This is a genomic window from Acidovorax sp. SUPP3334, from assembly GCF_030159055.1.
Taxonomy (GTDB): Bacteria; Pseudomonadota; Gammaproteobacteria; order Burkholderiales; family Burkholderiaceae_C; genus Paracidovorax.
This window is the reverse complement of record NZ_BQXQ01000053.1, coordinates 1-25,299: the sequence shown is the minus strand read 5'-3', so window position 1 is coordinate 25,299 and position 25,299 is coordinate 1. Positions and strand designations below refer to the sequence as shown.

Genomic DNA, 25,299 nt, shown 5'->3' with positions numbered 1-25,299 from the left:
TTGCGAAAGGGAGACAAGCTCAAGGAGCGTGTGGATGCGCAGTTGCAGTCGGTGGCTGAAGATCCTGCACTCATCAGGTCATTCTTCAGACACCCATCTGTCGCCTATATTTCTGACTTGTGAGTAAATAGCAAAACCAGGGTCACTGACCCGCGGCGATCTGGCGCAGCGCTTGCTCGAACACCTCGGGCGGCTGGCCGCCCTGGATGAGGTGGCGGTCATTCACGATGACCGCCGGCACCGAATGGATGCCGTGCTGCTGGTAGAAGGCCTCGCGCTCGCGAACGGCATCGGCATATTCGCCCGAGGCCAGCACGGCCTGGGCCCGGTCGGCGTCCAGGCCGGCAGCGGCCGCCGCGCGCACCAGCACGCCGTGGTCGCCCGGGCTCTGCCCATCGGTGAAATACACCTTGAACAGCGCGTGCTTCAGGGCCGTCTGCGCGCCCTCTTCGCCCTCTTCGCCGGCCCAGTGCAGCAGGCGGTGCGCATCGAAGGTGTTGTAGATGCGGCTGCGCTGCCCCATGTCGAAGGTGAAACCCAGTGCAGCCCCGCGCTCGGCAATGGCTTGGCGGTTCTTCTGCGACTGCTCGGGCGTGGCGCCATACTTTTCGGCCAGATGCTCGGCGATGTCCTGGCCTTCCGGGGCCATCTGCGGATTGAGTTCGAACGGCTGGAAATGCAGTTGTGCGGCCACGGTGCCGTCCAGCCGCTGGAGCGCCTGCTCCAGCGCATGCAGTCCGATGGCGCACCAGGGGCAGGACACATCGGAGACGAAATCGATCTTGAGGGGGGTGGCGGTGGCGGACACAGCGGCGGGGGTGGCCTGGGTCGGGGTCATGGATGCATCTCCAATGCGAGAGGGCGAAGAACGGAGGGTGAAGGCGTGATGCTAGGCCGGTCTGCATGACCGTGCACCGCAGCGGTCACCACCGGATCGCGCGAATGCGACCGCAAGAATCGGGGTGCCAACGGAGGGCCATGTGAGTAGATTGGCAGGTCAGGCGATTGCCAAATTACCATTCAACCAGGAATCGACGCCATGAACTCCCCGACCGGCTCCATCTCCCGCGCCCAGCCCGGCACCCGCCACAACGCACGGTCTGCGGCCGCCCAGCGCGCCGCCGCGACGCTGGCCGATCCCCGCTGGGCGGCCGTCGCAGCGCGCGACGCGCAGGCCGACGGGTGCTTCGTTTATTCGGTCCGCACCACGGGCGTGTTCTGCCGCCCTTCCTGCGCCGCGCGGCCGGCCCGTCCGGAAAACGTGGATTTTCATGCCACGGCCGAGGCGGCGGAACGCGCCGGCTTCCGGCCTTGCCGGCGCTGCCACCCCGACCAGCCCGTCGGTTTCGCCCCGCACGCCACGACCGTGGCGCGTCTGTGCCGCCTGATCGAAACCACCGAACCGCCCCCGCCACTGGCTGAACTCGCGCAGGCCGCAGGGCTCAGCCCGCACCATCTGCACCGCGTGTTCAAGGCCGCCACGGGGCTCACGCCCCGTGCCTATGCCGCTGCGCACCGGGCCGCGAAGCTGCGCGACGGCCTCGCCGGCGCCGGCACGGTGACCGAGGCCGTGTACGCCGCAGGGTATGGATCCCAGGGGCGCTTTTACGAGGAGGCCGGCCACTTGCTCGGCATGTCGCCCAGCCGCTACCGCAGCGGGGGTGCCCAGGTGCGCATTCGTTTCGCCGTCGGGCAGTGCAGCCTAGGCGCGGTGCTCGCAGCCGCGAGCGAGCGGGGCCTGTGCGCGCTGCTGCTGGGCGACGACCCCGACGCCCTCGTGCGCGAGTTGCAGGACCGTTTTCCACGCGCGGAACTGCTGGGGGCAGATGCGGCGTTCGAGCGATGGATGGCGCAGGTGATCGGCTTCGTCGATGCACCGGCAAGCACGCTGTCCCTGCCGCTCGACGTGCAGGGCACGGTCTTCCAGCAGCGGGTGTGGACTGCGCTGCAGGCGATTCCGCCCGGCCACACGGCCAGCTATGCACAGATTGCCGAGCGCATCGGCGCACCGCGTGCCGTGCGGGCCGTGGCACAGGCCTGCGCGGCCAATGCGCTGGCGGTGGCCATTCCGTGCCATCGCGTCGTGCGCACCGATGGCGCCCTCTCCGGCTACCGCTGGGGCGTGGAGCGCAAGCGGGCCCTGCTGGACAAGGAGGCCACGCCATGACACCCTCCGCTCCACCCACCCTGCTTTCCCTGCCCTCCCTGCCCGACATCGACTGGGAGGCCGTGGTGCGATCGCTGGACGACCAGGGCTGCGCCGTGATCGACGCGCTGCTGCCCCCCACCGAGTGCCGCGCCATGGCCGCCCTGTACGCACAGCGCTCGCACTTTCGCAGCCGCGTGGTCATGGAGCGCCATGGCTTCGGGCGCGGGGAATACCAGCACTTTCAGTACCCGCTGCCCGAGCGGATCGCCGCGCTACGCACGGGGCTTTATCCACACCTCGCACCCATCGCCAACCGGTGGCAGGCCATCATGGGGATCGAAGAGCGCTTTGCGCCGGAGCATGCGGCGTTCCTCCAGCGCTGCCATGCAGCCGGCCAGACACGCCCCACGCCTTTGTTGCTGCAGTACGGCCCGGGCGACTACAACTGCCTGCACCAAGACCTGTACGGCGAGCAGATCTTCCCGCTGCAGGTGGCCGTGCTGCTTTCCGAGCCCGGGGCGGACTTCACCGGCGGCGAGTTCGTGCTGACCGAACAACGGCCGCGCATGCAGTCGCGACCGGAGGTCGTGCCGCTGCGCCAGGGCGACGCCGTGGTCTTCGCCGTGCACCATCGGCCGGTGCAGGGCACGCGCGGTCCGTACCGGGTGCAGATGCGCCACGGCGTGTCGCGCGTGCGGTCGGGGCAGCGGCATACGATGGGTATCGTGTTCCACGACGCCGCGTAGGCCCGCGCTGCGCCTGTCTCGAGTTCCAGCACCTGACAGCACCTGATGATGACCGACGACCTGTTCGACACCGATGAATCGCCCGGCGCGTCCAGGCTCGCCCTCGGTCCTGGCGCCGTGCTGCTGCGCGGCTTCGCCCGGCCCTTGGCCGGCGACCTGCCAGCCGAGATCGCAGCCATCGCACGGCAGGCACCTTGGCGGCACATGGTTACGCCGGGCGGCCGGCGCATGTCCGTCGCCACCACCGACTGCGGCGCACTCGGCTGGGTGAGCGATGCGCGCGGCTACCGCTATTCGGCGTCGGACCCTGAAAGCGGCCAGCCCTGGCCTGCCATGCCCGCCGCACTGAAAGCCTTGGCGGGAGAAGCCGCGGCCGAGGCCGGTTTCGCGGGCTTCGTGCCCGATGCCTGCCTGATCAACCGCTACGCACCGGGCACCCGGCTGTCGCTGCACCAGGACCGTGACGAGCACGACCTGAACGCGCCCATCGTTTCGGTATCGCTCGGGTTGCCGGCCACCTTTCAATGGGGAGGCCTGGCGCGCAGCGACCGGGCGATGCGCGTGCCGCTGCGCCATGCGGACGTGGTGGTGTGGGGCCGCGAAGACCGGCTGCGCTTTCACGGCGTGCTGCCGGTGCCGCAGGGCGAACATGCCGAATGGGGCGCTTTCCGGGTGAATCTGACGTTTCGCAAGGCAGGGTTAACCGTGCCCGTTCAAGCAGCGCTCTACCGGGCGCCCCGGGCGCGCGCCCGCCACTGGCCGAGCGCTTCGCGAACGTGCCCGGACAGCGACTCCGCCACCCCAGTGGCGTAGCCGTCGCCCAATACGCCCTGGCCGGCATGGTTGAGCGCCACCACGGCACTCGCCAGGGCTACGCGGTCCAGCGTTGCCGCTCGGCGCCGGGGAGCCTCCCCGGGCGTTGCCACCGAGGCATCGGGCGACGCCGTGGAAGGGCCCGGCATCCCTTGGGAACGTTGCGAAGGCTGCGAGGGGTGCGAAAGGTGCCAGTGGGCCGCGACCACGCCGATGCCCAGAAACATCTGAAGGCCCACGACGTAGCGGTCCGGAAGCTGCTTCAGCAGGCCATAGATCGCCTCGCCCAGCAGCTCGCCGGCCAGCCGCGCGGCATCCAGATCCACCAGCGCCTCTGCGATGCGTTCGGCGGCATCGACGTCGTTGCGCTCCCGCAATTGCTGCGCCAGCGCAGTCGCGCCGCTGGCCAGCAGATCGGCGGCGGTCTCCAGGCGTTGAGGCACGCCGGTCGCCGATGACGCCTGCTGCAAGGCGTTGACGACCAGCGCCGCCCGCTCGGGATGCAACTGCATCTGGCTGCCCAGCCACAGAACGGGCAGCGAAAGCTGCCGTGCCCCAGCCCTGAGCAAAGCGACGTTGGGTTGGAGCAGATGCATCCCGCGCGACCAAAGAGCGCCCCAGGTGGGCGCGGTGGAGGCAGCGGGCACAGACACCGCGGCACGCCCGTTGCCGGGAGCGGCCGACCGTTCTCCATCGCCCTCCTGCTGCAGCACCGGCGCCAGAGCACGCGGCGGCAAGTCGGCCGCGCTTGCAACGCGGGAGGACATGGCAGGCAGGCTCCTTGATCGGGGAAGGATGGGGGCCGTGGACCCGGCTGGCCCGCCGAGCGACCGGGACGACTGCGCGGGCGGGCTTGAAGACCCGACCTTGTCGGTTGCGACACGCCCCGGTGACGGAGGGCGGGAATGCGACGGCGCTGAAACGGTAGTGGATGGCATGGCGGGTGCGAACGCGAAGTGGGCAGCGTGGGAGAGAGGTTGCGCGGCCCCGCTGGCCAGCGCACGAGCACGCCTTTCTGCACGGCTGGTCCGATGCGCGCACCTGCACAGCCTGGCGCCAGAGGAAGGTTTTGCTCACCGCTCCGTGAAGCTGCATTCGAACGCGAAGTCCGATGGAAAAGCGGAATCGACGCGAAGCGGCGGGTCGGCTTGCGAAGCGAAGTCAGCACTCGCGCGTGCGGGTGCGACGGCCAATGCAGAATGCCCCGTTCACTATCAAATCAATAGCAATCGGACCAATAAAAACGGCGGCATTCGCCATTTTTGACTCGGATTTCCACCGCTATGCCGCATCGGCCGTGGCCACGCGGCTACCGCAGGCATATCGCGCACCTTCCCGAAGGAATGCCGTGGGAGGCCCTGCGAAGGCCCGCTATCGACAGCGTGATCGGCCAGACACGCCCGCCGCCCTGCGCGGCGCGGCAGCAGACCTCGGCTGCGGCTCAGCCTGCCATGACGGGCCGGTCCTCGCCGCGTCCGCCCGAAGAGGCTGGCGCCGCACCCGAGGTCTGCGGCGCGTCGGTGGACAGTGCCAGCGACGAATGCTGCGGCAACTGAAAGCCGCGGGATGGATCCTGCACGACCCAGGCGCGAATCTTCGGCGGCTGCGACTGCACGCTGCCGAAGATGGTGGCAAAGGCGACGTCCGCCGCATCGCGGCCGGTGGCCAGCCGCAGCATGCCCATCGGAATGGCCGTGCCGGACGGATCGAACAAATACCAGCGATCGCCCAGGTAAGCCTCGACGTAGGCGTGGAAATCGGGCGGACCCAGCGCGGGGTCGGCGCCGTAGTCCGTGCCGGTGGCGATGCGCGCGGGAATGTTCACCGCGCGGCACAGCGCGATCATCAGGTGCGCGAAATCGCGGCACACGCCGACGCGCTCCACGAAGGTATCGACGGCCGAAGTGGTCGAGTTGGACGTGTTCGAGCGAAACAGCACATGGTTGCGCACCCAGTCGCAGATCGCCTGCACACGGCCGTAGCCTTGCCAAAGGTGGCCGAATTCGCGGGTGGCGAGCGTTACCAGCCGGTCCGACTGGCAATAGCGGCTGGGAAAAATATAGCTGACCACATCGGCCGGCAAGTACCGGATGCCGACTTCCGGAATGATCGAGGGGTCGGCCGTGTGGTGTTCGATGTCCACCGTTGCGGCATAGGACAGGGTGAGTGGCCCGGGTTCCGCGTGCAGCCGCAGGCAGCGCGTGCCTGTGGTGGGGTCGGTGTGCAGATAGGTGGGAATGTCCTGGCTGATGACCAGGTTCTCGTCCTGAACGGTCTGGCAGCGCGTTTGCGCTGCGTGGATGTTGAAGACGAAGTCCGCGCCGGGATCGCCTACCGCGTACTCCAACTCCAACTGGAGTTTCATTCGGATCATGGGGGCCTGCCGTGGTGGTAGATGTGGAAGAACCTGCGCCTGCAAGAATCGAGCCGATCAATGCTGCCGCGGACGCCAACGCAGTATCGAGTCAGGCCGAAAACTCCGTTGTCAGTGGACAGCGCATAAGCGCGCCAGCCCGTGTGGCGGAACGCGGCCAAACACACCGCCTGGCGGCTCGGCCAAAGCGTGGTTGTCCTACGCCGGTGTTGACGTGTGCGGAAAAAGATCGGCGCTCCCACGGCAATCACCACAAAGGCTCCAATGGCAAAAGCACCGGCAGTTCAACGTCCCGTGACCAAGGCTGCGGCTTCACCCTCCAAGGGCCACGATGGCGAAGAACTCCGTGGCAATGCAGGCGAGTTGCAGCAACAGGCAGGAGGCACTCCATCCGGTGCTCACCACGCAGCAAGGCATTCCCGTGGGGGACAACCAGAACTCCCTGCGCTCCACGCCGCGCGGGCCCACGCTGCTGGAGGATTTCCTCCTGCGCGAAAAGATCACGCATTTCGACCACGAGCGCATTCCAGAGCGCATTCCAGAGCGCATCGTGCACGCCCGAGGCACGGCGGCTCACGGCTTTTTCGAGCTGACCGAATCCCTGGCGAAATACACGACCGCCCGCATCCTCACCGAAGTGGGCAAGCAGACTCCGCTGTTTTGCCGCTTCTCGACCGTGGCCGGCGGCGCGGGCTCGGTGGACACTCCGCGCGACGTGCGCGGCTTCGCGGTGAAGTTCTATACCGACGAAGGCAATTGGGACCTGGTCGGCAACAACATTCCGGTGTTCTTCATTCAGGACGCGATGAAGTTTCCCGACCTGGTGCATGCCGTGAAGATGGAGCCCGACCGCGGCTTTCCGCAGGCCGCCAGTGCGCACGACACGTTCTGGGACTTCATCTCGCTCATGCCTGAAGCCATGCACATGATCATGTGGGCGATGAGCGACCGGACCATTCCGCGCAGCCTGCGCACCATGGAAGGCTTCGGCGTGCATTCGTTCCGCCTGCTGGATGCCGAAGGCCACAGCACGTTCGTCAAGTTCCACTGGCGCCCCAGGCTGGGCATCCAGTCCACGGTGTGGGACGAAGCGCTCAAACTTCAGGCCGCAGACAACGACTTTCACCGGCGCGATCTGTTCGAGGCCATCCAGGCCGGCAGCTTCCCCGAGTGGGAACTGGGCGTGCAGCTTTTCACCGAAGAAGAGGCTGCGGAGTTTCCCTTCGACCACATGGACCCGACCAAGCTCATTCCGGAAGAGCTGGTGCCGTTGCGAATGATCGGTCGCATGGTGCTCAACCGCTGGCCCGACAACTTCTTTGCCGAAACGGAGCAGGTGGCGTTCTGCCCTGCCAACGTCCCGCCGGGCATCGACTTCTCCAACGACCCGCTGTTGCAAGGGCGCCTGTTCTCGTACCTGGACACGCAACTGTCGCGCCTGGGCAGCCCGAACTTCGTGCAGATTCCCATCAACGCGCCCAAGTGCCCGTTCCACAACATGCAGCGCGATGGCCACATGCAGATGCAGGTGCCCAAGGGCCGCGTGGCCTACGAGCCCAGCAGCCTGCAGGGCGACACGCCCCGCGCTTCGCTGGCCTACGGCACGCGCCATTTCGCTGAAACGCCCGACAGCGGCGCCAAGGGGCGGGTGCGGCCTGAAAGCTTTGCCGACCACTACAGCCAGGCCCGCATGTTTTTCCGCAGCCAGAGCCCGCTGGAACAAGCACACATGGCGTCCGCGCTGGTGTTCGAGTTGTCCAAGGTAGCAACGCCTGCCGTGCGGGTTGCCGTGGTGGCGCAGTTGCGCAACGTGGACGAAAGCCTGGCCAGCCGCGTGGCAGACGGCCTCGGCTTGGCGGAACTGCCCGCCCCCTTCCCTGCTGCAGCCGCCGTGCAGGACCGTCCGCTGTCGCCGGCTCTGCGCATCATCGACCGCATGAAGCCGACGCTGGAAGGGCGCTGTGTGGGCATTCTGGTGGAGGACGGTTCAGCCGCCGCTCCCATCGCCGCACTGCGCAAGGCCGCGGAAAAAGCCGGTGCCACGGTCAAGATCGTCGCACCCAAGGTGGGTGGCGCGGTATTGGCCGACGGCTCGCTGCTGCCGGCCGACGGGCAACTCGCCGGCACCCCTTCCACGGTTTTCGATGCCGTGGCATCGGTACTGTCGCCCGAAGCCGGCGCCCAACTGGCGCGAGAAGCGGCGGCCGTGGATTGGTTCCGCGACGCCTTCGGGCACCTCAAGGCCATTGCCGCCTGCAAGGGATCGCAGCCGATCCTGAAGGCCGCGGGCATTCAGCCGGATGCCGGCGTGCTGGACCCTGCCGACACCGGTGCTTTCATCCAAGCCGCTTGCACGCGACAATGGGTGCGCGAACCTTCGGTGCGCACGCTGGCATGATCGAGACCCGCATGCATTCGCAACCGCTGCCTTCTTCTGCTGGCGCTGCATCGCCAGACCGAGACCTTTTCAGACCGATCGACCGGACCGACCACAGCATGACCCTTCCCTTGCGCATCCTATACGTAGAGGACAACGCGGAACTTCGCGAGACCATCGGCATGCTGCTGGAGGGAGAGGACCGCGAAGTGGCGTTGTGCGCCACTGCGGAGGAAGCCTTGAAGATGGACGCAGAGCGTCCGTACGATCTGGTCGTCACCGACGTCAGCCTGCCCGGCATGTCAGGCACCGACCTGTGCCGACAACTGGTCGCAGAAAACCCACAGCGCTGGATCGTGCTGTGCTCGGGCTACCAGTTCAGCCATGGCCTGAATACGCTGGGCCCCAACGTGCGCGCCCTGCTCAAGCCCTTCGAACTGGAAGAACTCGAAGACTTGATGGAATCGATCCGGGACCAGTTGCGCGGCCCCAACTGATCTTCCCTTCCTGATCCCTGCAAACCCTTTCGTGGGATGGCGGAGCATTCACACTCGCCCCTTCCCAACCTGCGCCCCGCATCCCGCATCCCGCACAGCAGAGCGGGCAGATGGCTGGATGGCCGAAAAGTCAGCCTTTTGTTTCCTGCGCCTAGTGTCCGGCGGGCTTGGCGACCGGCCGGCGCGGCAGCTGCACGTGAAACGCCGTGTGACCATCGCGCGAACACACATCGATGCGGCCGCCATGCCGCTGCACGATCTGGTGAACGATGTACAGGCCCAGTCCCAGGCCCTGATGCTGGCCCGGCTCGCGCTCGCGCCCCCGGAACGGATCGAACAGATGGGGAATGAGCGCAGCAGGAATCACCCCTGCGTTGCGCACGGTGAACTCCACCCGGTCGGGCGCCGTGCCGTCCAGGCGCACCTGCACCGGCTCGGAAGGATCGCCATGGTGAATGGCGTTGCCCATGAGGTTCGCCACGACCTGGCACAGCCGCTCGGCATCCCACTGGCCTGCCAGATTGCCTTCCTGCACGATTTCGATCGTCCTGGCAGGATGGCTGACCTGCAGCTCATGCGCAGGTCGCTGCACCAGTTCGTCCAGGTTGGCGGGCCCGGTTTTCACCGGCAGGCCGCCGGACTGCCGGGCTCTCGTCACGTCCAGCAGATCCTCGATCATGCGGCCCATGCGCTGCGCGCTCGACTGCATCTTGCCTGCGATGGACTGCACCTTTTCCGGGTCCTGCGGCCGCTGCAGCACCAGGGCGCTGGCGAGGATGGCGCTCAGCGGCCCGCGCAAGTCGTGGCTCAGCACGGCCATGAACATTTCATTCACACGCAGGGCTTCGGTGCGCTCCTGGAGTTCGCACGCAAGCGCGACCTTCTGCTTTTGCAGATCGAAAAATACGTTGGCCTTGTTGACCAGCATGTGCGGATCGATGGGCTTGTATAGAAAATCGACCGCGCCGGTTTCGTAGCCTTTGAACTGCCAGTTGCTGTCGCGCGAGCCGGCAGTCATGAAAATCAGCGGTACATGGCGCGTGCGCTCGCTGCCGCGGATCAGTTCGGCCAGCTCGAAGCCGTTCATCTCGGGCATCTGCACGTCCAGCAGGGCGAGCGCGACGTCGGTATGCACCAGCAACTGTTCGAGCGCTTCGGAGCCCGACGACGCCTTCAGAATCTGAACGTCGTCGCGCTGCAGCAGGGCTTCCAGTGCGATGAGGTTTTCCTCCACGTCGTCGACGATCAGGCACTTCACCGGCGCGGTGCTGCGCAGGGGGGACGGCGGGCTGGGGGCGGGTATCACGACAAGGCTCTCCGGGGAAACAAGGTGGTCAGCAGCGATGCGATGCGCTGCGGAGGAAGGACATGGTCCGGCGTGCAGGCCCGCATCGCCGATTCGGGCATGAACGCCATGGGGGCGCTCTCCGGGTCCTGAACCACGGTCATCCCCCCTGCGGCTTGCACGGCCGCCAGCCCCCGTGCCCCATCGCTGTTGGCCCCGGACAGCAAGATGCCCAGCAGATTCTCGCCATACGCGTCCGCAGCGGACTCGAACAGCACGTCGATGGAAGGGCGCGAAAAATGCACGGGCTCATCGACCGACAGCGCCAGCGACGGGCCGAGATCGATCAGCAGATGGTAGTCGGGCGGCGCGAAATACACCGTGCCGGGCTCGACCGGTTCCTTGTCATGGGCCTCGCGCAAGCGCACGGCGCAGCCGGGCTGAAAAATCTCGCACAGCAGGCTGGGCCGCTCGCGCGGCAGGTGCAGCACGACGAACACCGCCGCCCGCAAGTCCGCCGGCAACGCCGGCAGCACCACGGACAGCGCCTCGATGCTCCCGGCCGATCCGCCGATCACCACCGCCTTCAGGCGATCCAGGCGGGCTCCAGCGGTCATGCTCCGGCCTTCTTCTGGTAGATGCGGTCCTGCGGCACGAGCTCGTCGAAACTGCCGGCATGCGCGGAAAACCGCAGCGATTCCTTCGAGCCCAGGCCAAGGAACCCCTTGCGGCACAGCGCATCGCTGAAAAGCCCCAGCGCCCGGTTCTGCAGATCGCGATCGAAATAGATCAGCACATTGCGGCACGACACCAACTGCACCTCGGCGAACACGCTGTCGGTGGCCAGGCTGTGGTCGGAAAACACGATGTGACGGCGCAGGCTTTTGTCGAGCACCACGCGCCCGTAGGCCGCGGTGTAGTGCTCCGACAGCGATGTCTTTCCGCCCGAGCGGGCGTGGTTTTCCGTGAAGGAAGGCACCCGTTCGATGGCATAGATGCCCGCCTCGGCCTTCTGCAAGGCATTGGCATTGATGTCGGTGGCGTAGATGAGCGTGCGCTCCAGCAACCCCTCCTCGCGCAGGAGGATGGCGAGCGAATAAACCTCTTCTCCGGTGCTGCACCCGGCCACCCAGATCTTGAGCGACGGATAGGTGCGCAGTACCGGCACCACCGTTTCGCGCAACGCCCGGAAATAGGTCGGGTCGCGGAACATCTCGCTCACCTGCACCGTGAGGTATTCCAGCATGGCGGGAAACACCTCGGCGTCGTGCAGCACCAGGTGCTGCAGCTGCGAGACCGTGCGGCAGTTGAATCGGGTGAGCGCGGTCTGCAGGCGGCGCTTGAGCGAAGCCTGCGCGTAGCCCCGAAAGTCGTAGTGGTAACGACGGTAAATCGCTTCGACCAGCAAATGCTGCTCGATGTCGAAGGTTTTCTTGCGCTGCTGCGCTACCGAGTCATCGCTCACTTGGGCATCCACACACGGACGAGCGACAGGAGCTTCTCGACATCCAGGGGCTTGGCGATGTAGTCGTTGGCGCCGGCGGCCAGGCACTTTTCCTGATCGTCCTTCATGGCTTTGGCGGTGAGCGCGATGATCGGCAGGCGGCGCCATTCGGGGCGTTTGCGGATCTCGCTCATCGCCGTGAAGCCATCCATCTCCGGCATCATGATGTCCATCAACACGAGATCCACGGCGGCTGAATCGCCGGCCTGCGCCCGCTCCAGCGCCTCCAGCGCCTCGCGTCCATTGCGTGCGATCTGCACCTTGGCGCCCGTGGGTTCGAGCACGCTGGACAGCGCGAAGATATTGCGCACATCGTCTTCAACGACCAGGATGGTCCGTCCCTCGAAGGTGGATTCGCGGTCTCGGGCCATCTGCAGCATCTGCCGGCGGTCTTCCGGCAGCTTGGACTCGACCTGGTGCAGGAACAACGTGACTTCGTCCAGCAGACGTTCGGGCGAGCGGGCGTCTTTGATGATGATGGACTTGGAAAAGCGGCGCAGCCGCTGCTCCTCGTCACGCGACAGCGATCGGCCGGTGTAGACGATGACCGGCGGGAAAGCCACATCTTCCTGTCCGGCCATCTGCTCCAGCAGTTCGTAGCCGCTGAGGTCGGGCAGGTTCAGGTCCATCACCATGCAGTCGAACGTGCTGGTGCGAAGCAGTTCCAGCGCGCGTTGCGCGGTCTCGGCGCCGACGATCTCGACATCTCCGTTGGCCAGCAGGTGGTGCATGCTTTCGCGCTGGCGCTCGTCGTCTTCCACCACCAGCACGCGCCGCATGGCCTGCGTGAATTTGGCTTCCATGCGCTCCAGCGCCTGCACGAGTTCGTCGCGCTTGACGGGTTTGAGGGCGTAGCCGATGGCGCCGCGGCCCATGGCTTCCTGGGAGTAGTCGGCCACGGACACCACATGCACCGGAATGTGCCGCGTCATGGGGTTGCGCTTGAGTTGGTCCAGCACCCCGAGGCCAGAGAAGTCCGGCAGGTTCATGTCCAGCACGACGGCGCTCGGCATGTATTCCAGCGCTGCCGCCAAGCCTTCGCCGCCCGTGTGGGTGACCAAGCACTGGAAACCCATCTCGTGCGACAGATCCAGCAGGATGCGGGCAAAGCGCACGTCATCCTCCACCACGAGAATGGTGCGCCGGCCGGGCTCCAGTTGGTCTCGGTCGTCAGGCACGGCATGGGGTGACCGGCGCACCTCCGCCGGCGCGGGCGCTGGGCGCTGCGCACCTTCGGCCTCGGGGACCGAATGACCAGCGGCGGGGCGGCCAACCGGCGGTGGGGCCGAAGGAGCAGGCGCGGCCTGCGCGGTGGGCCGTGCCGCCTCCTGCGGCGCGCGCACCGGCGCCACCAGCGGCAGCACCAGGGTGAAAACGCTGCCCTGGCCGGGCGTACTCTGCACGGTGATGCTGCCGCCGAGCAGATGCGCGAGATCGCGCGAGATCGACAGCCCCAGCCCCGTGCCGCCGTAGCGGCGATGGGTGCTGCCATCGGCCTGCCGGAATGCCTCGAAGATCAGTTCCTGCTGGTGTTCGGGAATGCCGATGCCCGTGTCGCTCACCGCGAAAGACACCGTGCCGTCCGCGTTGCCGAAGACGCGCAGGGCTACCTTGCCCTCCTCGGTGAACTTCATCGCGTTGGACAGAAGATTCCTCAGCACCTGACCGAAGCGCTGAACGTCCGTCTGCAAGGTCGGGGGCGTGCCGGGCTCCACGGCGCAATGCAATTCCACACCCTTGTCGTGCGCGATGGGGCGCAGCGGGTCCACCAGGGCATTCACCGCGCGGCCGACATCCATCGGTTCGACGGAAATCGTGGCATGCCCTGCCTCGATCTTCGACAAATCCAGAATGTCGTTGATGAGCGCCAGCAAATCATTGCCTGCGCCATGAATGGTCTGGGCGTACTTGACCTGCTCGCCCGTCAGGTTGCCAGCCTTGTTGTCGGCCAGCAGTTTGGCCAGGATCAGGCTGGAGTTCAGCGGCGTGCGCAGCTCATGGCTCATGTTGGCCAGGAACTCGCTCTTGTACTGGCTGGCTTGCTCCAGGTCATTGGCTTTTTGCGACAGCGCGTCCTGGGCACGCAGCAGTTGCTGCTTCTGGTATTCGAGCTGCTGCGTCTGCTCTTCCAGCTGGGCATTGCTTTGCTCCAGCTCGGTCTGCTGCGCTTCCATCTGCGCCTGAGACTCCTGCAGCACCCGGCTTTGCTGCTCCAGTTCTTCGTTGCTCACGCGCAGTTCTTCCTGCTGCGCCTGCAATTCTTCGGCCTGCCGCTGCGTTTCCTCCAGCAGCGCTTCGAGCTTGGTGCGGTCGATGGCGGATCGGATGGAGGTGGCCAGCAAGTCGGAGGCCCGTGACAACAGCTCCAGATCGGCATCGCGCAGGGTCCGGAAGAAACCGAACTCGATCACGGCGTGTACGGCGCCGCTGTGCACCGCGGGCACGAGCACGATCTCGGCCGGCGTGCTGTGCCCCACGCCGGATGAGATCGGCAGGTAATTCGTCGGCACCTCTTTGACATGCATCAGCTGGCGGGAGTCGGCCGCCTGCCCCAGCAGGCCCTGACCGTTCAGCACGCGGGCACCCACCTGAGGATCGGCCAACGCATAGCTGCCGAAACGCTGGAACACACCCCCGCCTTCCGCCACGTAGGCCGCACCCACCCGCGCGCCCAGCCAGTCGGCAAGGTAGTTCATCACGATCGGACCCAGGTCACTCAGGCTGTGGTCTCCCTGCAGCCGGTTGCCCAAGCCGACCAGCCCGCTCTTGATCCAATCTTCCTGCGATTTGGAGCGGTGATCTCTCATCGCGAGAATGGCGGACGCCAGAATCAGCAGCAACAGGACCAATGAACTGGTCCAGGTGAAGTAGGCGCCGAAGCGGGCTGCGCTGTCCCATTCGCTGCGCCGGTTGTCCAGCTCGGCGCGCTCGGCGGCCAGCATTTCGCGCAAGATGTCGCGCAAGGCATCCATGGTGGCGCGGCCGCGGTCCGTGCGCACGACATCGGCCGCACCCTCCGCATTGCCCTGGCGACGCAGATTGACGGTTTCGTCGAGCTCCGCCATCTTCTGGGCCACCAAGGCCTGCAGATGTTCGAACCGCTGCAACTGATCGGGCGACGCCTGCAGCAACGCGCGCAACCGGCCCATCTCGGGCTTGAGTGCAGCTTGCGCCGCCGTGTAGGGCTGCAAATAGCGGGTTTCGCCCGTGAGCAGGTAGCCGCGCTGGCCGGTTTCAGCATCTTTCGTGATCGAAAGAACCGTCTGCATTTGCGACAGCGACTCCACGGCCGCATTGATGCGCGCCACCGCCTCGGCCCGCTCCTGCTGGGACTGGTAGGTGAACAGGGCAATGATGGCGGTGGCCAACGCGGCCAACATGAAACCAGCGAATAAGCCAATCGGCAAACCTCGCTGAATCTGGAAGGAAGGAGCGTTAGAGGTCATGGGCACTGAACGGAGTGGGCCCAAATCATAGAGCCCCCATGGCCCTCCGGTAACGTCCGCACGCCGGGGATGGATACCCGCAAAGCGGGAGACGCTCCGTGAAGAAAGATCCCGCCTTCTCGCTTCGGACGTTATTCGCCCGCTTTTGCCTGCCACTGCGCCAACTGGCGGCGCAGCTCCTCGTTTTCAGCGGTCAGTTCCGCCACTCGGTCACGCAACGATTGCAGGGTTTCTGCGGGGGCCGCATCGGTGTCTTCGCGCGGCCTGCGTTTGGCTTCACGCACGCGCTTGGCCGCCTGCTTGAGCTCATCGCCTCCCGCGATGGCGGCGGCCCGCTGTTCTTCCTGGGGAAGCGTGGCCACGGCGGCGGCGGCATTGATCGACAGCGTGCCCGACTTCACGGCCGCCACCACCTCCGGTGCGGCCTGCTTGCGGATCTTCTCGATCATCACCACCTGGCTGCTGCTCAGCCGTGCAGCCTTGGCAATCGCCTCCCGATTGGACAGCGGCTGCGGTTCGATGTCCGGCCCCGGCGTGGATGCGTCTGCGGAAGACTCCTCATGGGCGGGCGCCTCATTCTGGATGCCATCGCCATGGGTCGCCTTCATCGATTCAGGGCTGCTGGCGCGGGCATTGCGATCGGCCAGAATCTCGCGCTTGCGCAAAGCGAGCACGCCGCGTTGAAAGTCCGATACGCTACGCCGGCCCAAGTGCTGATCGATCATCCACAGGTGCACGTCTTCCATGGAGCGGAAATTTTGATTTTGGACCGTCTGGAACGGCAACCCATGCTTTTGGCAGATACCGTACCGGTTATGGCCATCGACCAGCACGTCACCCCACAGCACCAGCGCGTCGCGGCAGCCTTCCGCCAGAAGGCTGCGCTCCAGCGCCGCGTGCTCATCGGGGCTCAGCGGATCGATATAGGCCTTGAGTTCTTCGTTGACGACGATATGCATGGGCGGGGATTCCAGGACCAAAGGGGCGGCATTGTAGAGAGCCCATCCCGATGCGGGGGAAAACGAAAGGCGTATGGAAACCTCCGATAAGCCAGCGCCATCGCGCCACAGCTTCAGGGGACAGCTCACCCTGCTGTTTGGCGGGCTGTCACTGGCCAGCCTGCTCGGCGTGGGTGTTTAGTGGGCCACATCGCAACGGGAGAGCTGGCCCGGTTCGGTGGCGAACTGCTGCACACCAGCGCCCGCTCGGCCGCCGATCTGCTGGCGACCAATCTGCGCGAGCGGGCGCAGGAGATCGATCTGCTGCGCCAGTTGACCCTGCTCACCCGCGGCAATCTCTCTGACCCGGAGATCCGGCAGGCGCTGGACCTGCGCAAGGCCGCGCACAACGAATATGCCTTGGATCGGCGTTACCGAAGCGGGCGGCCGGGTGACGCAAGCCACCGACGGCGTTCTGGTGGGCGCCCAGGTGGAGCACCGGCCATGGTTCCAGTTCGCGCGGTCCGGGTTGTTCGTGGGGGATGTGCACGAAGCCGTGCTGCTGGCCAAGCAACTGCCCAACCTGAACCCGGACCAGCTGTTGCGGTTCATCGATTTCGCCGCCCCGATTCTTGACGACCAGGGCCAGTTGCGGGGCGTGCTGGGCGCGCACGCCCATTGGTCCTGGGTGACCGAAACCGTTGAATCCATCGTGGTGAACCGGGTCGGGCAGCATGGCACCGAGGTGCTGATCGCGGACAAGGCGGGACGCATCCTGTACCCCTTCCGGCATGCGGGGCAGTTGCACCTTCCCGACGGCGCCACGCCCCAGGCCGAGTCGGCGCGCCTGCAATGGATCGATGGCACCCAATACCTCACCAGCGTGGTGGAAGTGCCTCCCGTGGCCCATACCGACCTGGGCTGGCGCACATCGTGGTGCGCCAGCCGCTGGACAAGGCACTGGCGCCGGTGACGGCGCTGCGCCGGCAACTGATTCTTCTCGGCCTGCTCACAGCCCTGGGCTGCGCCCTTGTCGCCTATCGGCTGGCAGCGCGCATCAGCCGGCCGATCGAACAACTGGCGCTCGCTGCCCGCATGATCGAAGACCGTGCCGGCACGCCGGTGTACCCGGGCGACGAGCACGCGTCGGAAATCAAGCAGCTGAACCACTCCTTCCAGTCGATGACGGCCTCGCTGCTGGAGCGCGAACGCGAGCTGTCTCAACTGAATACCTCGCTGGAACAACTCGTGGCGGAGCGTACGCAGGCCCTGCACCGAGCCAACCAGGAGCTGGAGAACCTGGCCATCCACGATGCCCTCACCGGCCTCTACAACCGCCGCAGGTTCGACGAGAAATTGCTCGAATACGTGCAGCTCTTTCACCGCACGGGGCGCACCTTCGCCTTGCTGCTCATCGATGCCGACCATTTCAAGAATGTGAACGACCAGCACGGTCACCAAGCGGGTGATGCGGTGCTGCAGCAACTGGCACAGGTGATCTCCGGCAACGTCCGCATCACCGATTTCGTGGCCCGTTACGGTGGCGAAGAATTTGTGGTGCTGTTGCCGGAGCCCCAGGACCGGCAGGAAGGCCGCGTGGTTGCCGAGAAGATCCGCGTGGCCGTGAGTCAGAGCCCTTTCCCTGCCGTTGGCCAGATCACCGTCAGCCTGGGAATGGGCTTCAGCAGCCTCGGGGATGCCCGGGAAACCGACATCGTTCAGCGTGCGGACCGGGCGCTGTACCAGGCCAAGCAACAAGGGCGCAACCAAGTGGTTCTGGCGGCCGAAAACACTTGAGACTTCACGGCCCGGTGTAACCGGGGGCGGGCACCGCTATGATTCGGCGCCCTTGCCATGAACCGTTGCCGCGCCCTCCTCCGTCTGGTCCTGATCGCCGTGTTCGTCCACGCGTGCATCGGGTTGCCCCTGCACGAGGCGGATCATCTTCGGGCGGTAGCCCTCGGTGGCCAAGATGGGGGGCCACCAGCGCGGCGCAGGATGACGCACCGCCGGCCAGCAAGCCGATCCACGCGCAAGAGCACGGCCCCTGCGAAGCATGCATGGCGTTTGCGCAGCCATCGGCGCTGCCTGGCGGCATCCGGGCCGTTTTGGCCGCAGGAAGCGCTGGCGTTCGTTGCACCCAGCCAGGGCCCGCCTTTGCTTTCGTGCCTGCACCGGATCGCTGGCCTTTTGCATCGCGCGATCCTCCCGCTCGACTCGCCTGAAACGCGCTGCCATCCAGCGAGGCCTTTGACCCCATTTTTCTTCCGCGTGCGGCGCCATGTCGCCACAGGCGGTCCTGTACGCGTCCATCCGGCCACGACGCTTTGTTGGCCGAAGCCATCTTTTCTGAGACTTTTCATGCCATTCAATCCCTGCAGGGGAGCGCGCGCGCCCCTTCCTTTTCCTTTCACTTTCGCCGTCGCGGCCTTGTCATGCGGAACCGCCATGGCTCAACCCACCGCAGACAATGCCCCCCAGCTGTCCACCGTCGAGATCGTGGGCCGCACCGAATCCGGCGCTTATCACGCAGAAGAGGCCGCTGGTGCGAAAACGGACCTGCCGCTTCGGGAGCTGCCACAGTCGGTTCGCGTAGTCACCCGCCAGGCCATCGATGATCTGGGGGCCACGCGGCTCGACGATGTGCTCGACTACGTGGGCGGCGTTTCACGCCAGAACAATTTCGGCGGACTGTGGGACAACATTGCCATCCGCGGTCTGCCCGGCAATGAAAACACCGGGATGGCCACGTTGATGAACGGCTTTTCTTCCAACCGAGGATTCAATGCCCCGCGCGACCTGGCCGGTGTGGAGCGCATCGAATTCCTCAAAGGCCCGGCCGCGGCGCTCTACGGCAGCAGCGAGCCCGGGGGCACCCTGAACATCGTGAGCAAGCGTCCGCTGTGGAAGGCCGCCAACTCGGTCGAGGGCTCGGTCGGCAGCCAGGGACTCAAGCGCGGTGCGTTCGACAGCACCGGCCCCATCGGCGAAAACTTCGCTTATCGGCTGAATGTTGCGGCGGAGGACAGGAACAGCTTTCGCGACCATGTGAGCTCGGAACGTCGCGTGGTCGCTCCTGCTTTCACCTGGAAACTTGGACGCGATACGGTGCTGGAATATGCGGGCGAATTTCTGCGCCATGCGACGCCGCTGGACCGGGGCGTGGTGGCCGTGAACAATCAGCTGGGCACCATCCCACGCAGCCGCTTTCTGGGCGAGCCCGGCGACGGCGATATCACGCTGGAGAACCAGACCCATCAGCTCATTCTGTCGCACGAATGGATGCCGCAGTGGCGCAGCCGTCTGGGCCTGTCGTATCGCGAAACCTCGGTGCAGGGTTTCTCCACCGAGGCCAGTGCGCTGCAGCCCAACGGCCTGCTCTCACGCCAGCGTCGTTTTCGGGACTTTGCTTCGGACGACATCGCCTTGCAGGCAGAGGTGCAAGGAACGGTGGAAACAGGCGGCATCGCGCACGAACTGTTGTTCGGCATGGAGAGCTTCAAGTTCCACATGGATACCCTGATGCTGCGCGCCAACCCCACCGTCGCGGCGCCCTATGCCATCGACATTCAGGCGCCCAGTTATGGCCAGGCGCAGCCTGCGCCGCTGCCCAACACGGACACGCTGGAGCGCCAGCGCAACACCGCGTTCTACTTTCAGGATGCCATCAAGCTTTCGCCGCAATGGCGGCTGGTCGGTGGCGTGCGTGTGGACCAATACAAGCAATCGCTGGAAAACCGGCGCAATGGCTCCACGGTCCATCAGGATCCATCGGCCACGTCGCCGCGCATCGGCTTGAGCTGGCTGCCGTCAGCACAGTGGACGATCTATGCGAATGCGGGGCGTTCGTTCAGGCCCAACGTCGGTTCCGACAGCGCATCGCAGGCGTTCGACCCGGAAACCGGTCGCTCGCTGGAAATCGGTGCAAAGTGGGAAAGCGCCGATCAGCGCATGGGCGCGACCGCTGCCTTGTTCGACATCCGTAAACGCAATGTGCTCACGTCCGACCCGCTCAACTCTGGCTACTCCGTCGCTGCCGGAGAGGTGCGAAGCCGGGGCCTGGAACTGGATCTTGCGGGCCAGGTGACGGCTCGCTGGCGGGTCAACGCCAGCCTGGTCCTGAACGATGTGGAAATCACCCGTGACAACACGCTGGAGGTCGGGTGCCGCCTGCTGAACGTGCCCAAGGTCAATGGCAGCGTGCTGGCGGTGTATGAAAACGCTTTCGACAACGGGCAGCGATACGGCATCGGCGGCGGGGTGACCCACGTGGGCCGCCGTCTGGGCCAAGCGCGCACGCAGGCCGAGGCCAATGCCGGATCTGCCGCATTCGATCTGCCGAGCTACCGCACTGCCAAACTGATGGCGTACTGGCGGCTCACCCCTGCGGTGCGCCTGACGGTGGATGTGGACAACGTCTTCGACACCACGTACTACAGCAATTCGTACAGCCGGCTCTGGGTCGCCCCAGGCACGGCGCGCATGGTGACGGTAGGGCTTCAGGCACGATTCTGAGCCGGCTCGCACGGGCCGGCAGCGCAGGGGCAGCGGATGACATCGGGCGTGAGCAACGTCCGACGCTGCACGCCCGGGCGGGTGGCGAGCATGGAGCCTCATGCCCCTCCAATGACCCATCCTATGCCCGACTCTTTGAACCGCCCCGGCAAGCCGACACCACCCCGCACGCCATCTGTCTCCCGCATCCGGTACGTGCTGAAAAACACGTTTGGACTGCGAGAACTGCGCGCAGGGCAGCGCGAAGTGATCGAACGCGTGTTGCAGGCAGAGAACACACTGGCGGTGATGCCTACCGGTGCAGGCAAGTCGCTCTGTTACCAATTGCCCGCCCTGTTGATCGAGGGCCGGACCGTGGTGGTGTCCCCCTTGATCGCGCTAATGCGCGACCAATGTGAGTCGTTGCGTGAGCGTGGCGTACCTGTGGTGCAGTTGCACAGCGGGCTGACGCCGCAGGAAACGAGGGAGGCCGAACAGGCGATTGCTGATGGCAGCGCGCGCATCGTTTTGACCACGCCGGAGCGGCTGGCGGATTCGGACTTTCTGGCCCTGTTGGCCAACAGCGGCAAGGTCGGCCTGCTTGCGGTGGATGAAGCACATTGCATCTCGCAATGGGGACATGACTTTCGACCCGCATTTCTGGAAATCGCGGGTGCTGCTGCCCGACTGGGCCGGCCGACTGTATTGGCCTTGACGGCCACGGCCGCAGGGCCCGTGGCTGCGGACATTCGCCGGCAGTTGGGCATTCCTGCAGCCGGTGTGGTGGACACGGGCACCTACCGACCCAATCTTCGCTATCGGGCAGAGGCACTCGCCACCGAATCGGAAAAGCGCAGCCGCCTCATCGATATCGTCCAGGCGGCAGAAGGCTCGGGGCTGGTGTACGCCGCCACCGTGAAAGCCGCCCAGGAAGTCCATGCGGCGTTGTGCGCAGCCAGTGTGTCGGCGGGCCTCTACCATGGCCGCATGCCTGCGCAGGAGCGCAGCGAGGCCCAAGACGCTTTCATGCGCGGTGACGTCCGCGTGATGGTGGCGACCAATGCGTTTGGCCTGGGCATCGACAAGCAGGATGTGCGCTTCGTCGTGCACTACCAGATGCCCGGCGGGCTGGACGCGTATTACCAGGAGTCAGGACGAGCCGGCAGAGACGGCGAAGCTGCGGATTGCACCTTGCTTTTCATGCGCAAGGACAAGGCGGTGCAGCAGTTCTTTCTGGCGGGCCGGTATCCCAGCGCGGATGACCTCGATGCGCTTTACCAGGCACTGCACGATCCGGCGCCGCAGGACCAAAATGCCTGGACGCTCGACAGCCTGCAGACACGCCTCGATCGCCCACGCAGCAAGCTCCAGGTGGGACTGGGCTTACTGCAGCGCCACAAGATCGTTGCCAAGACGAAAACCGGCGCACTCTCTTTGCGCAAGGCTGAGCTTGAACCGGCGGTGGTACGCGCGCTCATGCAGGCTTACACAGCCAAACGCGAGCAAGACCAGCAAGCGCTGGAACGCATGGTCTTTTACGCGCAGACGGGCCGTTGCCGTTGGCAGGTGCTGCTCGAATATTTCGAGCCTTCGGACTCTCCGCAGCGATGCTCCACATGCGACAACTGCGTCCGCATGGCCAAACTGGCAGAGCTTGCCTTGACAGAGCGCGCTGCAGAGACGGTGCGCGCACTGGGCAGCGGCGACGGTGATCGATTTTCGAAATATTCACCTTTGCAAGAGGTATTGCCAGTACAGCCGACCCCACGCAAAAACAACGCTCTGGAATTGGGGGTCAGCGTGCGCGTGAAGCGCTATGGGCAGGGCACGGTGGCTGCAGTCGATGCCATTTCCGTGACTGTGGACTTCGCGGACGGCAGCCAGCGCTGCTTTCAACCGGAGTTCGTTCAACGGTTCGTTCCCCGAGGCAGCCGTGCATTGCGCCGCCTCACTTGAGACCTGTCAGCCGCTGTAGGGGCTGGCGTGCACCGGCCTCAACCGGCGCCCGTGGCGGAGGGGCTGCGATCACCGGCACCCACCCTTTCACGGATGAGTTGCAACAGCGTGGCGCCATCGATGAGCCGAATATTGCGGCCACTGGCGAAGGCGGTTGCTTCCTGGGTGAAGTGTCCGGAGGTCACCACGAATCCCGCCGAAGCCCCCTGTGCGGCCATGACGCTGTGCAACTCTTGCACCACCGGTGCGCCCACTTGAAGGGTCTTCCAATGCTTGCATTGGACAAAAGATTTCGCACCGTCCTTCGTTAAAACCAGATCCACTTCGCCGTCTGGTCCTTCACCTGCTCGCTCCTGCAACGAGTAACCTCGCCGCTGGAACCCCTCGGCCACCAGTTGCTGGAAATCCGACCATGGCATGCCTTGCAAAGCCTGTGCGCTCGAACGGGCCATGCCGCACTCGTGCAAAAGCTTGCTGCGCTCCCGCCGCGTCAGAGCAGACAGCAAAGCTCCCAACGTAAAAACCAATGGCACCACGAATTGCGCGCCATAGGCCAGCCCTCGCCACACGTTGGAGACCACCAAAGGTGCATTTTCTTGCGCCATACGGACCGATGGTGTGGGCTGCGAGGTCACGGAGTGGAACACCCAGTAGGCTGCCGCAGCCAAGGCAATTCCGACCCACCATGGACATTTTGCGATCTGCTCGACCCAACCCGCTGCAGCACTTTGTTTTTGACGGCTTGCCATTCCTTTTCCCCTCCTGAATTCCGCTGAACGGATTAGTCGAACATTTTGCAACAAATGAGGGAAATATCAACAAACTCGACAAAAATTTGGCGCATTGAGGGACGCGCAAATTCCTGCGGCGGGAATAACATGCGGCTGCGTTTTTGACCCTGCTGCGCCACCGGTGATGCCGTTGGATCGGCCATCCAAAAGCTCCGCCGCGCCTTTGCTTGCCGCGATGGGATCCATCACGCCGAAAAACAGGCGATGCGAAAAGCGTGGAGTGTGATTTGCACGCTCTGGTGCTTTGCGCCAGGGCGGAAGCAGCCTGTATTGCGCCGCTGATGGCACGGGCCGGACCCTGGGCACGATGGTCGAGGTGAGAACCCAACCAGGATGGGCCTTCCAGGCCGAAGAGGTCGCGCTGATCGGCGAGCTGACGCAGCGTGCGGCACTGGCTTTGGACAATGCCTTGCTGCTGTCGGAAGCACGCAATGCCCAGTGGCAAGCGGAGTCCGCCAATCGGGCAAAAGACGAATTTCTTGCCATGCTCGGCCATGAGCTTCGAAACCCGCTGGCACTGCAACTGATCGCCTGACGTAATGCGACCACATTCACCCGAGAGCGGGAAATCATAAGTCGCCAAGTCAAGTCTCGCACGCATGCTTTTGGTGGACGACAACCAGGATGCCGCCGCCCTGTTGGCGGAATGGCTGGGCATGGAGAGCCACCACATCATGGGGGCCTACAGTGCCCAGAAAGCCTTGACTCACCTGACGACCGCATCTTTCTTCGATGCAGCGATTTTCGATATCGATTTGCCAGAAATCAGCGGCTATGAACTTGCACGCCAAGTGCTATCACAATCTCGAACCCGCCCGCTGCCGCTCTGGTGGCTTTGACGGGCTATGGCAGCGAATCGGAACGGCAGGCAGCGCTGGCAGCGGGTTTTGACGACCATTTTTCCAAGCGGGTAGAGATGGATGCTTTGCTTGATCCACTCCAAGCGCTGCTGACGGATCGGCAAAGTCCTTTACCCACGTCTTGGATAACCCAAGTCACGACGAAGCCCGAATGGCTTGACCAAGTCCTCCGCCCGTCAAGGCTGGCTCGCCATCGAAGGCCAGCGATGAATCTTCCTGCGCAGGCCGCATTACCTTGTCCGGCGTCATCGGTGTAGAGCGTACCATGTGACCAGTGGCATGAAAAATCGAGTTGCACAGCGCAACCGCCACGCCCACGATACCGATCTCGCCCACCCCCCTTGGCGCCCATTCGGCTAACGATGAGGTCGTCTTCATCGACAAAGATCACATCGATGGGAGGAATGTCGGCATTGGTCGCGACGTGGTATTCCGGCGAGCGTGAGACAGGCATTGATGCGCTGTCCGTCGGCCAATACCGTACACGCGCCGCATTGCCCGTGATCGCAGCCTTTTTTGGTGCCCGTGAGGTGAAGGCGCTCACGCAGCAGGTCGAGCAGCGTGACCCAGCTGGGAGTTTCAACGTCATACGGCTGCCCGTTCACGCGCAAATGCACACAATGGACAGAGGTGCAGGCATCAGCGGCAAGGGGCTCGCGGCACCCAGCAGACGGGAGGTGGCTTGAGTTCATCGGGCTTCCTTCTCGACCTGTAGCGGCAGCCCAGTTTGCGAGGATGACCAACGGCAGGTTGTAGGAATTGCGCGCACTCTTGGCCGACCCGATGGGCAGCACCCCAAGCCTGCGACTTTACTCTGCAGCCCGCACGCTCCACATTCACAAGGCATTTACTCATAAGTCAGTAACTTAGGGGACACTCTCTTGCGCAGAGCGGCGATCGGTGCTTTCATTGACGGCATGAAACGAGACGGACGCACCCTGACCCACAATGTGTTGGAAGAAATGCGCATGCTGGCCGTACAGCGCATGCGCGAAGGAGAGTCGCCAGCAGCGGTGGCGGCTTCCTTGGGCATGCACAGGGGCTGGGCCTACAAGTGCAAAGCCGCTGC

The 25,299-nt window shown here is 65.0% G+C and carries 21 protein-coding genes and 5 pseudogenes; 13 read left to right on the top strand and 13 right to left on the bottom strand.

Annotated features, from left to right (window positions below; translation table 11 throughout):
• Nucleotides 1-123, top strand: a pseudogene (locus tag AVHM3334_RS21340) (IS630 family transposase); the annotation flags it as partial.
• 19 nt (nt 124-142) lie between these two features.
• Here AVHM3334_RS21340 and AVHM3334_RS21335 read toward each other — a convergent pair.
• Complete coding sequence (locus tag AVHM3334_RS21335; RefSeq protein ID WP_284415497.1) at nt 143-838, bottom strand: DsbA family oxidoreductase; 696 nt, start codon at nt 836-838, stop codon at nt 143-145.
• Nucleotides 839-1,039: 201 nt separating this feature from the next.
• On the opposite strand from AVHM3334_RS21335, the gene ada reads away from it, so the two are divergent.
• From ada to alkB, 3 genes and pseudogenes are all read left to right on the top strand, one after another.
• On the top strand, nt 1,040-2,167 hold the full coding sequence (gene ada, locus AVHM3334_RS21330) for a bifunctional DNA-binding transcriptional regulator/O6-methylguanine-DNA methyltransferase Ada (protein ID WP_284415496.1): 1,128 nt from the start codon (nt 1,040-1,042) through the stop codon (nt 2,165-2,167).
• Nucleotides 2,164-2,895 carry a 2OG-Fe(II) oxygenase gene (locus AVHM3334_RS21325; RefSeq protein ID WP_284415495.1) on the top strand — a complete coding sequence of 244 codons (732 nt, stop codon included), beginning with the start codon at nt 2,164-2,166 and terminating at the stop codon, nt 2,893-2,895. Before ada ends, AVHM3334_RS21325 begins: the two co-directional genes overlap by 4 nt.
• 48 nt (nt 2,896-2,943) lie before the next feature.
• Nucleotides 2,944-3,594: pseudogene (alkB, locus tag AVHM3334_RS21320) on the top strand (DNA oxidative demethylase AlkB); the annotation flags it as partial.
• 26 nt (nt 3,595-3,620) lie between these two features.
• On the opposite strand, the gene AVHM3334_RS21315 reads toward alkB, so the two are convergent.
• Nucleotides 3,621-4,475, bottom strand: coding sequence for a hypothetical protein (locus AVHM3334_RS21315; protein ID WP_284415494.1), 855 nt, complete (start codon nt 4,473-4,475; stop codon nt 3,621-3,623).
• Between the two features lie 316 nt (nt 4,476-4,791).
• Between AVHM3334_RS21315 and AVHM3334_RS21310 the strand changes: the two genes are divergently transcribed.
• The gene (locus tag AVHM3334_RS21310; RefSeq protein ID WP_284415493.1) at nt 4,792-4,974 is read left to right on the top strand and encodes a hypothetical protein; all 183 of its coding nucleotides are present in this window, start codon (nt 4,792-4,794) and stop codon (nt 4,972-4,974) included.
• A gap of 175 nt (nt 4,975-5,149) precedes the next feature.
• On the opposite strand, the gene AVHM3334_RS21305 is transcribed toward AVHM3334_RS21310, so the two are convergent.
• Entirely contained in the window at nt 5,150-6,082 is a 933-nt protein-coding gene (locus tag AVHM3334_RS21305; RefSeq protein WP_284415492.1) for a transglutaminase-like domain-containing protein, read from the bottom strand.
• 264 nt (nt 6,083-6,346) lie between these two features.
• Between AVHM3334_RS21305 and AVHM3334_RS21300 the strand changes: the two are divergent.
• A pseudogene (locus tag AVHM3334_RS21300) lies at nt 6,347-8,480 on the top strand (catalase).
• 98 nt (nt 8,481-8,578) lie between these two features.
• Nucleotides 8,579-8,956 (top strand): response regulator transcription factor, encoded by a 378-nt coding sequence (locus AVHM3334_RS21295; protein WP_502869964.1) that lies wholly within the window; start codon nt 8,579-8,581, stop codon nt 8,954-8,956.
• Nucleotides 8,957-9,107: 151 nt separating this feature from the next.
• Here AVHM3334_RS21295 and AVHM3334_RS21290 read toward each other — a convergent pair whose 3' ends face one another.
• The 6 genes from AVHM3334_RS21290 to AVHM3334_RS21265 all read right to left on the bottom strand — a co-directional run bounded on the left by AVHM3334_RS21290 (nt 9,108) and on the right by AVHM3334_RS21265 (nt 16,537).
• Entirely contained in the window at nt 9,108-10,262 is a 1,155-nt protein-coding gene (locus AVHM3334_RS21290; protein ID WP_284415491.1) for a hybrid sensor histidine kinase/response regulator, read from the bottom strand.
• Nucleotides 10,259-10,858 (bottom strand): chemotaxis protein CheB, encoded by a 600-nt coding sequence (locus AVHM3334_RS21285; RefSeq protein WP_284415490.1) that lies wholly within the window; start codon nt 10,856-10,858, stop codon nt 10,259-10,261. The genes AVHM3334_RS21290 and AVHM3334_RS21285 overlap by 4 nt, the downstream gene beginning before the upstream one ends.
• Nucleotides 10,855-11,718: a CheR family methyltransferase gene (locus AVHM3334_RS21280; RefSeq protein WP_502869963.1), complete on the bottom strand. Its 864-nt coding sequence runs from the start codon at nt 11,716-11,718 to the stop codon at nt 10,855-10,857. The genes AVHM3334_RS21285 and AVHM3334_RS21280 overlap by 4 nt, the downstream gene beginning before the upstream one ends.
• The gene (locus tag AVHM3334_RS21275; RefSeq protein WP_284415488.1) at nt 11,703-15,191 is read right to left on the bottom strand and encodes a response regulator; all 3,489 of its coding nucleotides are present in this window, start codon (nt 15,189-15,191) and stop codon (nt 11,703-11,705) included. Before AVHM3334_RS21275 ends, AVHM3334_RS21280 begins: the two co-directional genes overlap by 16 nt.
• Nucleotides 15,192-15,322: 131 nt before the next feature.
• Nucleotides 15,323-16,150, bottom strand: a complete 828-nt coding sequence (locus AVHM3334_RS21270; protein WP_284415487.1) for a plasmid replication/partition related protein — start codon at nt 16,148-16,150, stop codon at nt 15,323-15,325.
• Between the two features lie 177 nt (nt 16,151-16,327).
• The gene (locus AVHM3334_RS21265; RefSeq protein WP_284415486.1) at nt 16,328-16,537 is read right to left on the bottom strand and encodes a hypothetical protein; all 210 of its coding nucleotides are present in this window, start codon (nt 16,535-16,537) and stop codon (nt 16,328-16,330) included.
• Nucleotides 16,538-16,544: 7 nt separating this feature from the next.
• Here AVHM3334_RS21265 and AVHM3334_RS21260 point away from each other — a divergent pair, with 7 nt between their 5' ends.
• The 4 genes from AVHM3334_RS21260 to AVHM3334_RS21245 all read left to right on the top strand — a co-directional run bounded on the left by AVHM3334_RS21260 (nt 16,545) and on the right by AVHM3334_RS21245 (nt 22,579).
• Nucleotides 16,545-17,102 carry a cache domain-containing protein gene (locus tag AVHM3334_RS21260; RefSeq protein ID WP_284415485.1) on the top strand — a complete coding sequence of 186 codons (558 nt, stop codon included), beginning with the start codon at nt 16,545-16,547 and terminating at the stop codon, nt 17,100-17,102.
• Nucleotides 17,063-17,926 carry a GGDEF domain-containing protein gene (locus tag AVHM3334_RS21255; protein ID WP_284415484.1) on the top strand — a complete coding sequence of 288 codons (864 nt, stop codon included), beginning with the start codon at nt 17,063-17,065 and terminating at the stop codon, nt 17,924-17,926. Before AVHM3334_RS21260 ends, AVHM3334_RS21255 begins: the two co-directional genes overlap by 40 nt.
• Nucleotides 17,927-18,577: 651 nt before the next feature.
• Nucleotides 18,578-20,644 (top strand): TonB-dependent siderophore receptor, encoded by a 2,067-nt coding sequence (locus AVHM3334_RS21250; RefSeq protein ID WP_284415483.1) that lies wholly within the window; start codon nt 18,578-18,580, stop codon nt 20,642-20,644.
• Between the two features lie 123 nt (nt 20,645-20,767).
• Nucleotides 20,768-22,579: a RecQ family ATP-dependent DNA helicase gene (locus AVHM3334_RS21245; protein ID WP_284415482.1), complete on the top strand. Its 1,812-nt coding sequence runs from the start codon at nt 20,768-20,770 to the stop codon at nt 22,577-22,579.
• Between the two features lie 38 nt (nt 22,580-22,617).
• Here AVHM3334_RS21245 and AVHM3334_RS21240 read toward each other — a convergent pair whose 3' ends face one another.
• Both AVHM3334_RS21240 and AVHM3334_RS21235 read right to left on the bottom strand, forming a co-directional pair.
• Complete coding sequence (locus AVHM3334_RS21240; protein WP_284415481.1) at nt 22,618-23,328, bottom strand: restriction endonuclease; 711 nt, start codon at nt 23,326-23,328, stop codon at nt 22,618-22,620.
• Nucleotides 23,329-23,360: 32 nt separating this feature from the next.
• Nucleotides 23,361-23,513, bottom strand: coding sequence for a hypothetical protein (locus AVHM3334_RS21235; RefSeq protein ID WP_284415480.1), 153 nt, complete (start codon nt 23,511-23,513; stop codon nt 23,361-23,363).
• A gap of 164 nt (nt 23,514-23,677) precedes the next feature.
• Here AVHM3334_RS21235 and AVHM3334_RS21230 point away from each other — a divergent pair, with 164 nt between their 5' ends.
• Nucleotides 23,678-23,905, top strand: a complete 228-nt coding sequence (locus AVHM3334_RS21230) for an ATP-binding protein (RefSeq protein ID WP_284415479.1) — start codon at nt 23,678-23,680, stop codon at nt 23,903-23,905.
• Between the two features lie 64 nt (nt 23,906-23,969).
• Nucleotides 23,970-24,209, top strand: a complete 240-nt coding sequence (locus AVHM3334_RS21225; RefSeq protein WP_284415478.1) for a response regulator — start codon at nt 23,970-23,972, stop codon at nt 24,207-24,209.
• A 156-nt stretch (nt 24,210-24,365) separates the two neighbouring features.
• On the opposite strand, the pseudogene AVHM3334_RS21220 reads toward AVHM3334_RS21225, so the two are convergent.
• Nucleotides 24,366-24,663: pseudogene (locus AVHM3334_RS21220) on the bottom strand (hypothetical protein); the annotation flags it as partial.
• A 1-nt stretch (nt 24,664) separates the two neighbouring features.
• Nucleotides 24,665-24,922, bottom strand: a pseudogene (locus AVHM3334_RS21215) ((2Fe-2S)-binding protein); the annotation flags it as partial.
• Nucleotides 24,923-25,299: the final 377 nt, after the last annotated feature.

Excerpts from the sequence above, each read along its gene's own strand:
- AVHM3334_RS21250 (WP_284415483.1), top strand. The coding sequence starts at position 18,578 with ATGGCTCAACCCACCGCAGACAATGCCCCCCAGCTGTCCACCGTCGAG.
- AVHM3334_RS21285 (WP_284415490.1), bottom strand. The coding sequence starts at position 10,858 with ATGACCGCTGGAGCCCGCCTGGATCGCCTGAAGGCGGTGGTGATCGGC.
- AVHM3334_RS21305 (WP_284415492.1), bottom strand. The coding sequence starts at position 6,082 with ATGATCCGAATGAAACTCCAGTTGGAGTTGGAGTACGCGGTAGGCGAT.
- AVHM3334_RS21325 (WP_284415495.1), top strand. The coding sequence starts at position 2,164 with ATGACACCCTCCGCTCCACCCACCCTGCTTTCCCTGCCCTCCCTGCCC.
- AVHM3334_RS21315 (WP_284415494.1), bottom strand. The coding sequence starts at position 4,475 with ATGTCCTCCCGCGTTGCAAGCGCGGCCGACTTGCCGCCGCGTGCTCTG.
- AVHM3334_RS21240 (WP_284415481.1), bottom strand. The coding sequence starts at position 23,328 with ATGGCAAGCCGTCAAAAACAAAGTGCTGCAGCGGGTTGGGTCGAGCAG.
- AVHM3334_RS21275 (WP_284415488.1), bottom strand. The coding sequence starts at position 15,191 with ATGACCTCTAACGCTCCTTCCTTCCAGATTCAGCGAGGTTTGCCGATT.
- AVHM3334_RS21245 (WP_284415482.1), top strand. The coding sequence starts at position 20,768 with ATGCCCGACTCTTTGAACCGCCCCGGCAAGCCGACACCACCCCGCACG.
- AVHM3334_RS21335 (WP_284415497.1), bottom strand. The coding sequence starts at position 838 with ATGACCCCGACCCAGGCCACCCCCGCCGCTGTGTCCGCCACCGCCACC.
- AVHM3334_RS21225 (WP_284415478.1), top strand. The coding sequence starts at position 23,970 with ATGCTTTTGGTGGACGACAACCAGGATGCCGCCGCCCTGTTGGCGGAA.
- AVHM3334_RS21270 (WP_284415487.1), bottom strand. The coding sequence starts at position 16,150 with ATGCATATCGTCGTCAACGAAGAACTCAAGGCCTATATCGATCCGCTG.
- AVHM3334_RS21235 (WP_284415480.1), bottom strand. The coding sequence starts at position 23,513 with ATGGCCGATCCAACGGCATCACCGGTGGCGCAGCAGGGTCAAAAACGC.
- AVHM3334_RS21260 (WP_284415485.1), top strand. The coding sequence starts at position 16,545 with ATGCCTTGGATCGGCGTTACCGAAGCGGGCGGCCGGGTGACGCAAGCC.
- ada (WP_284415496.1), top strand. The coding sequence starts at position 1,040 with ATGAACTCCCCGACCGGCTCCATCTCCCGCGCCCAGCCCGGCACCCGC.
- AVHM3334_RS21230 (WP_284415479.1), top strand. The coding sequence starts at position 23,678 with ATGGTCGAGGTGAGAACCCAACCAGGATGGGCCTTCCAGGCCGAAGAG.
- AVHM3334_RS21295 (WP_502869964.1), top strand. The coding sequence starts at position 8,579 with ATGACCCTTCCCTTGCGCATCCTATACGTAGAGGACAACGCGGAACTT.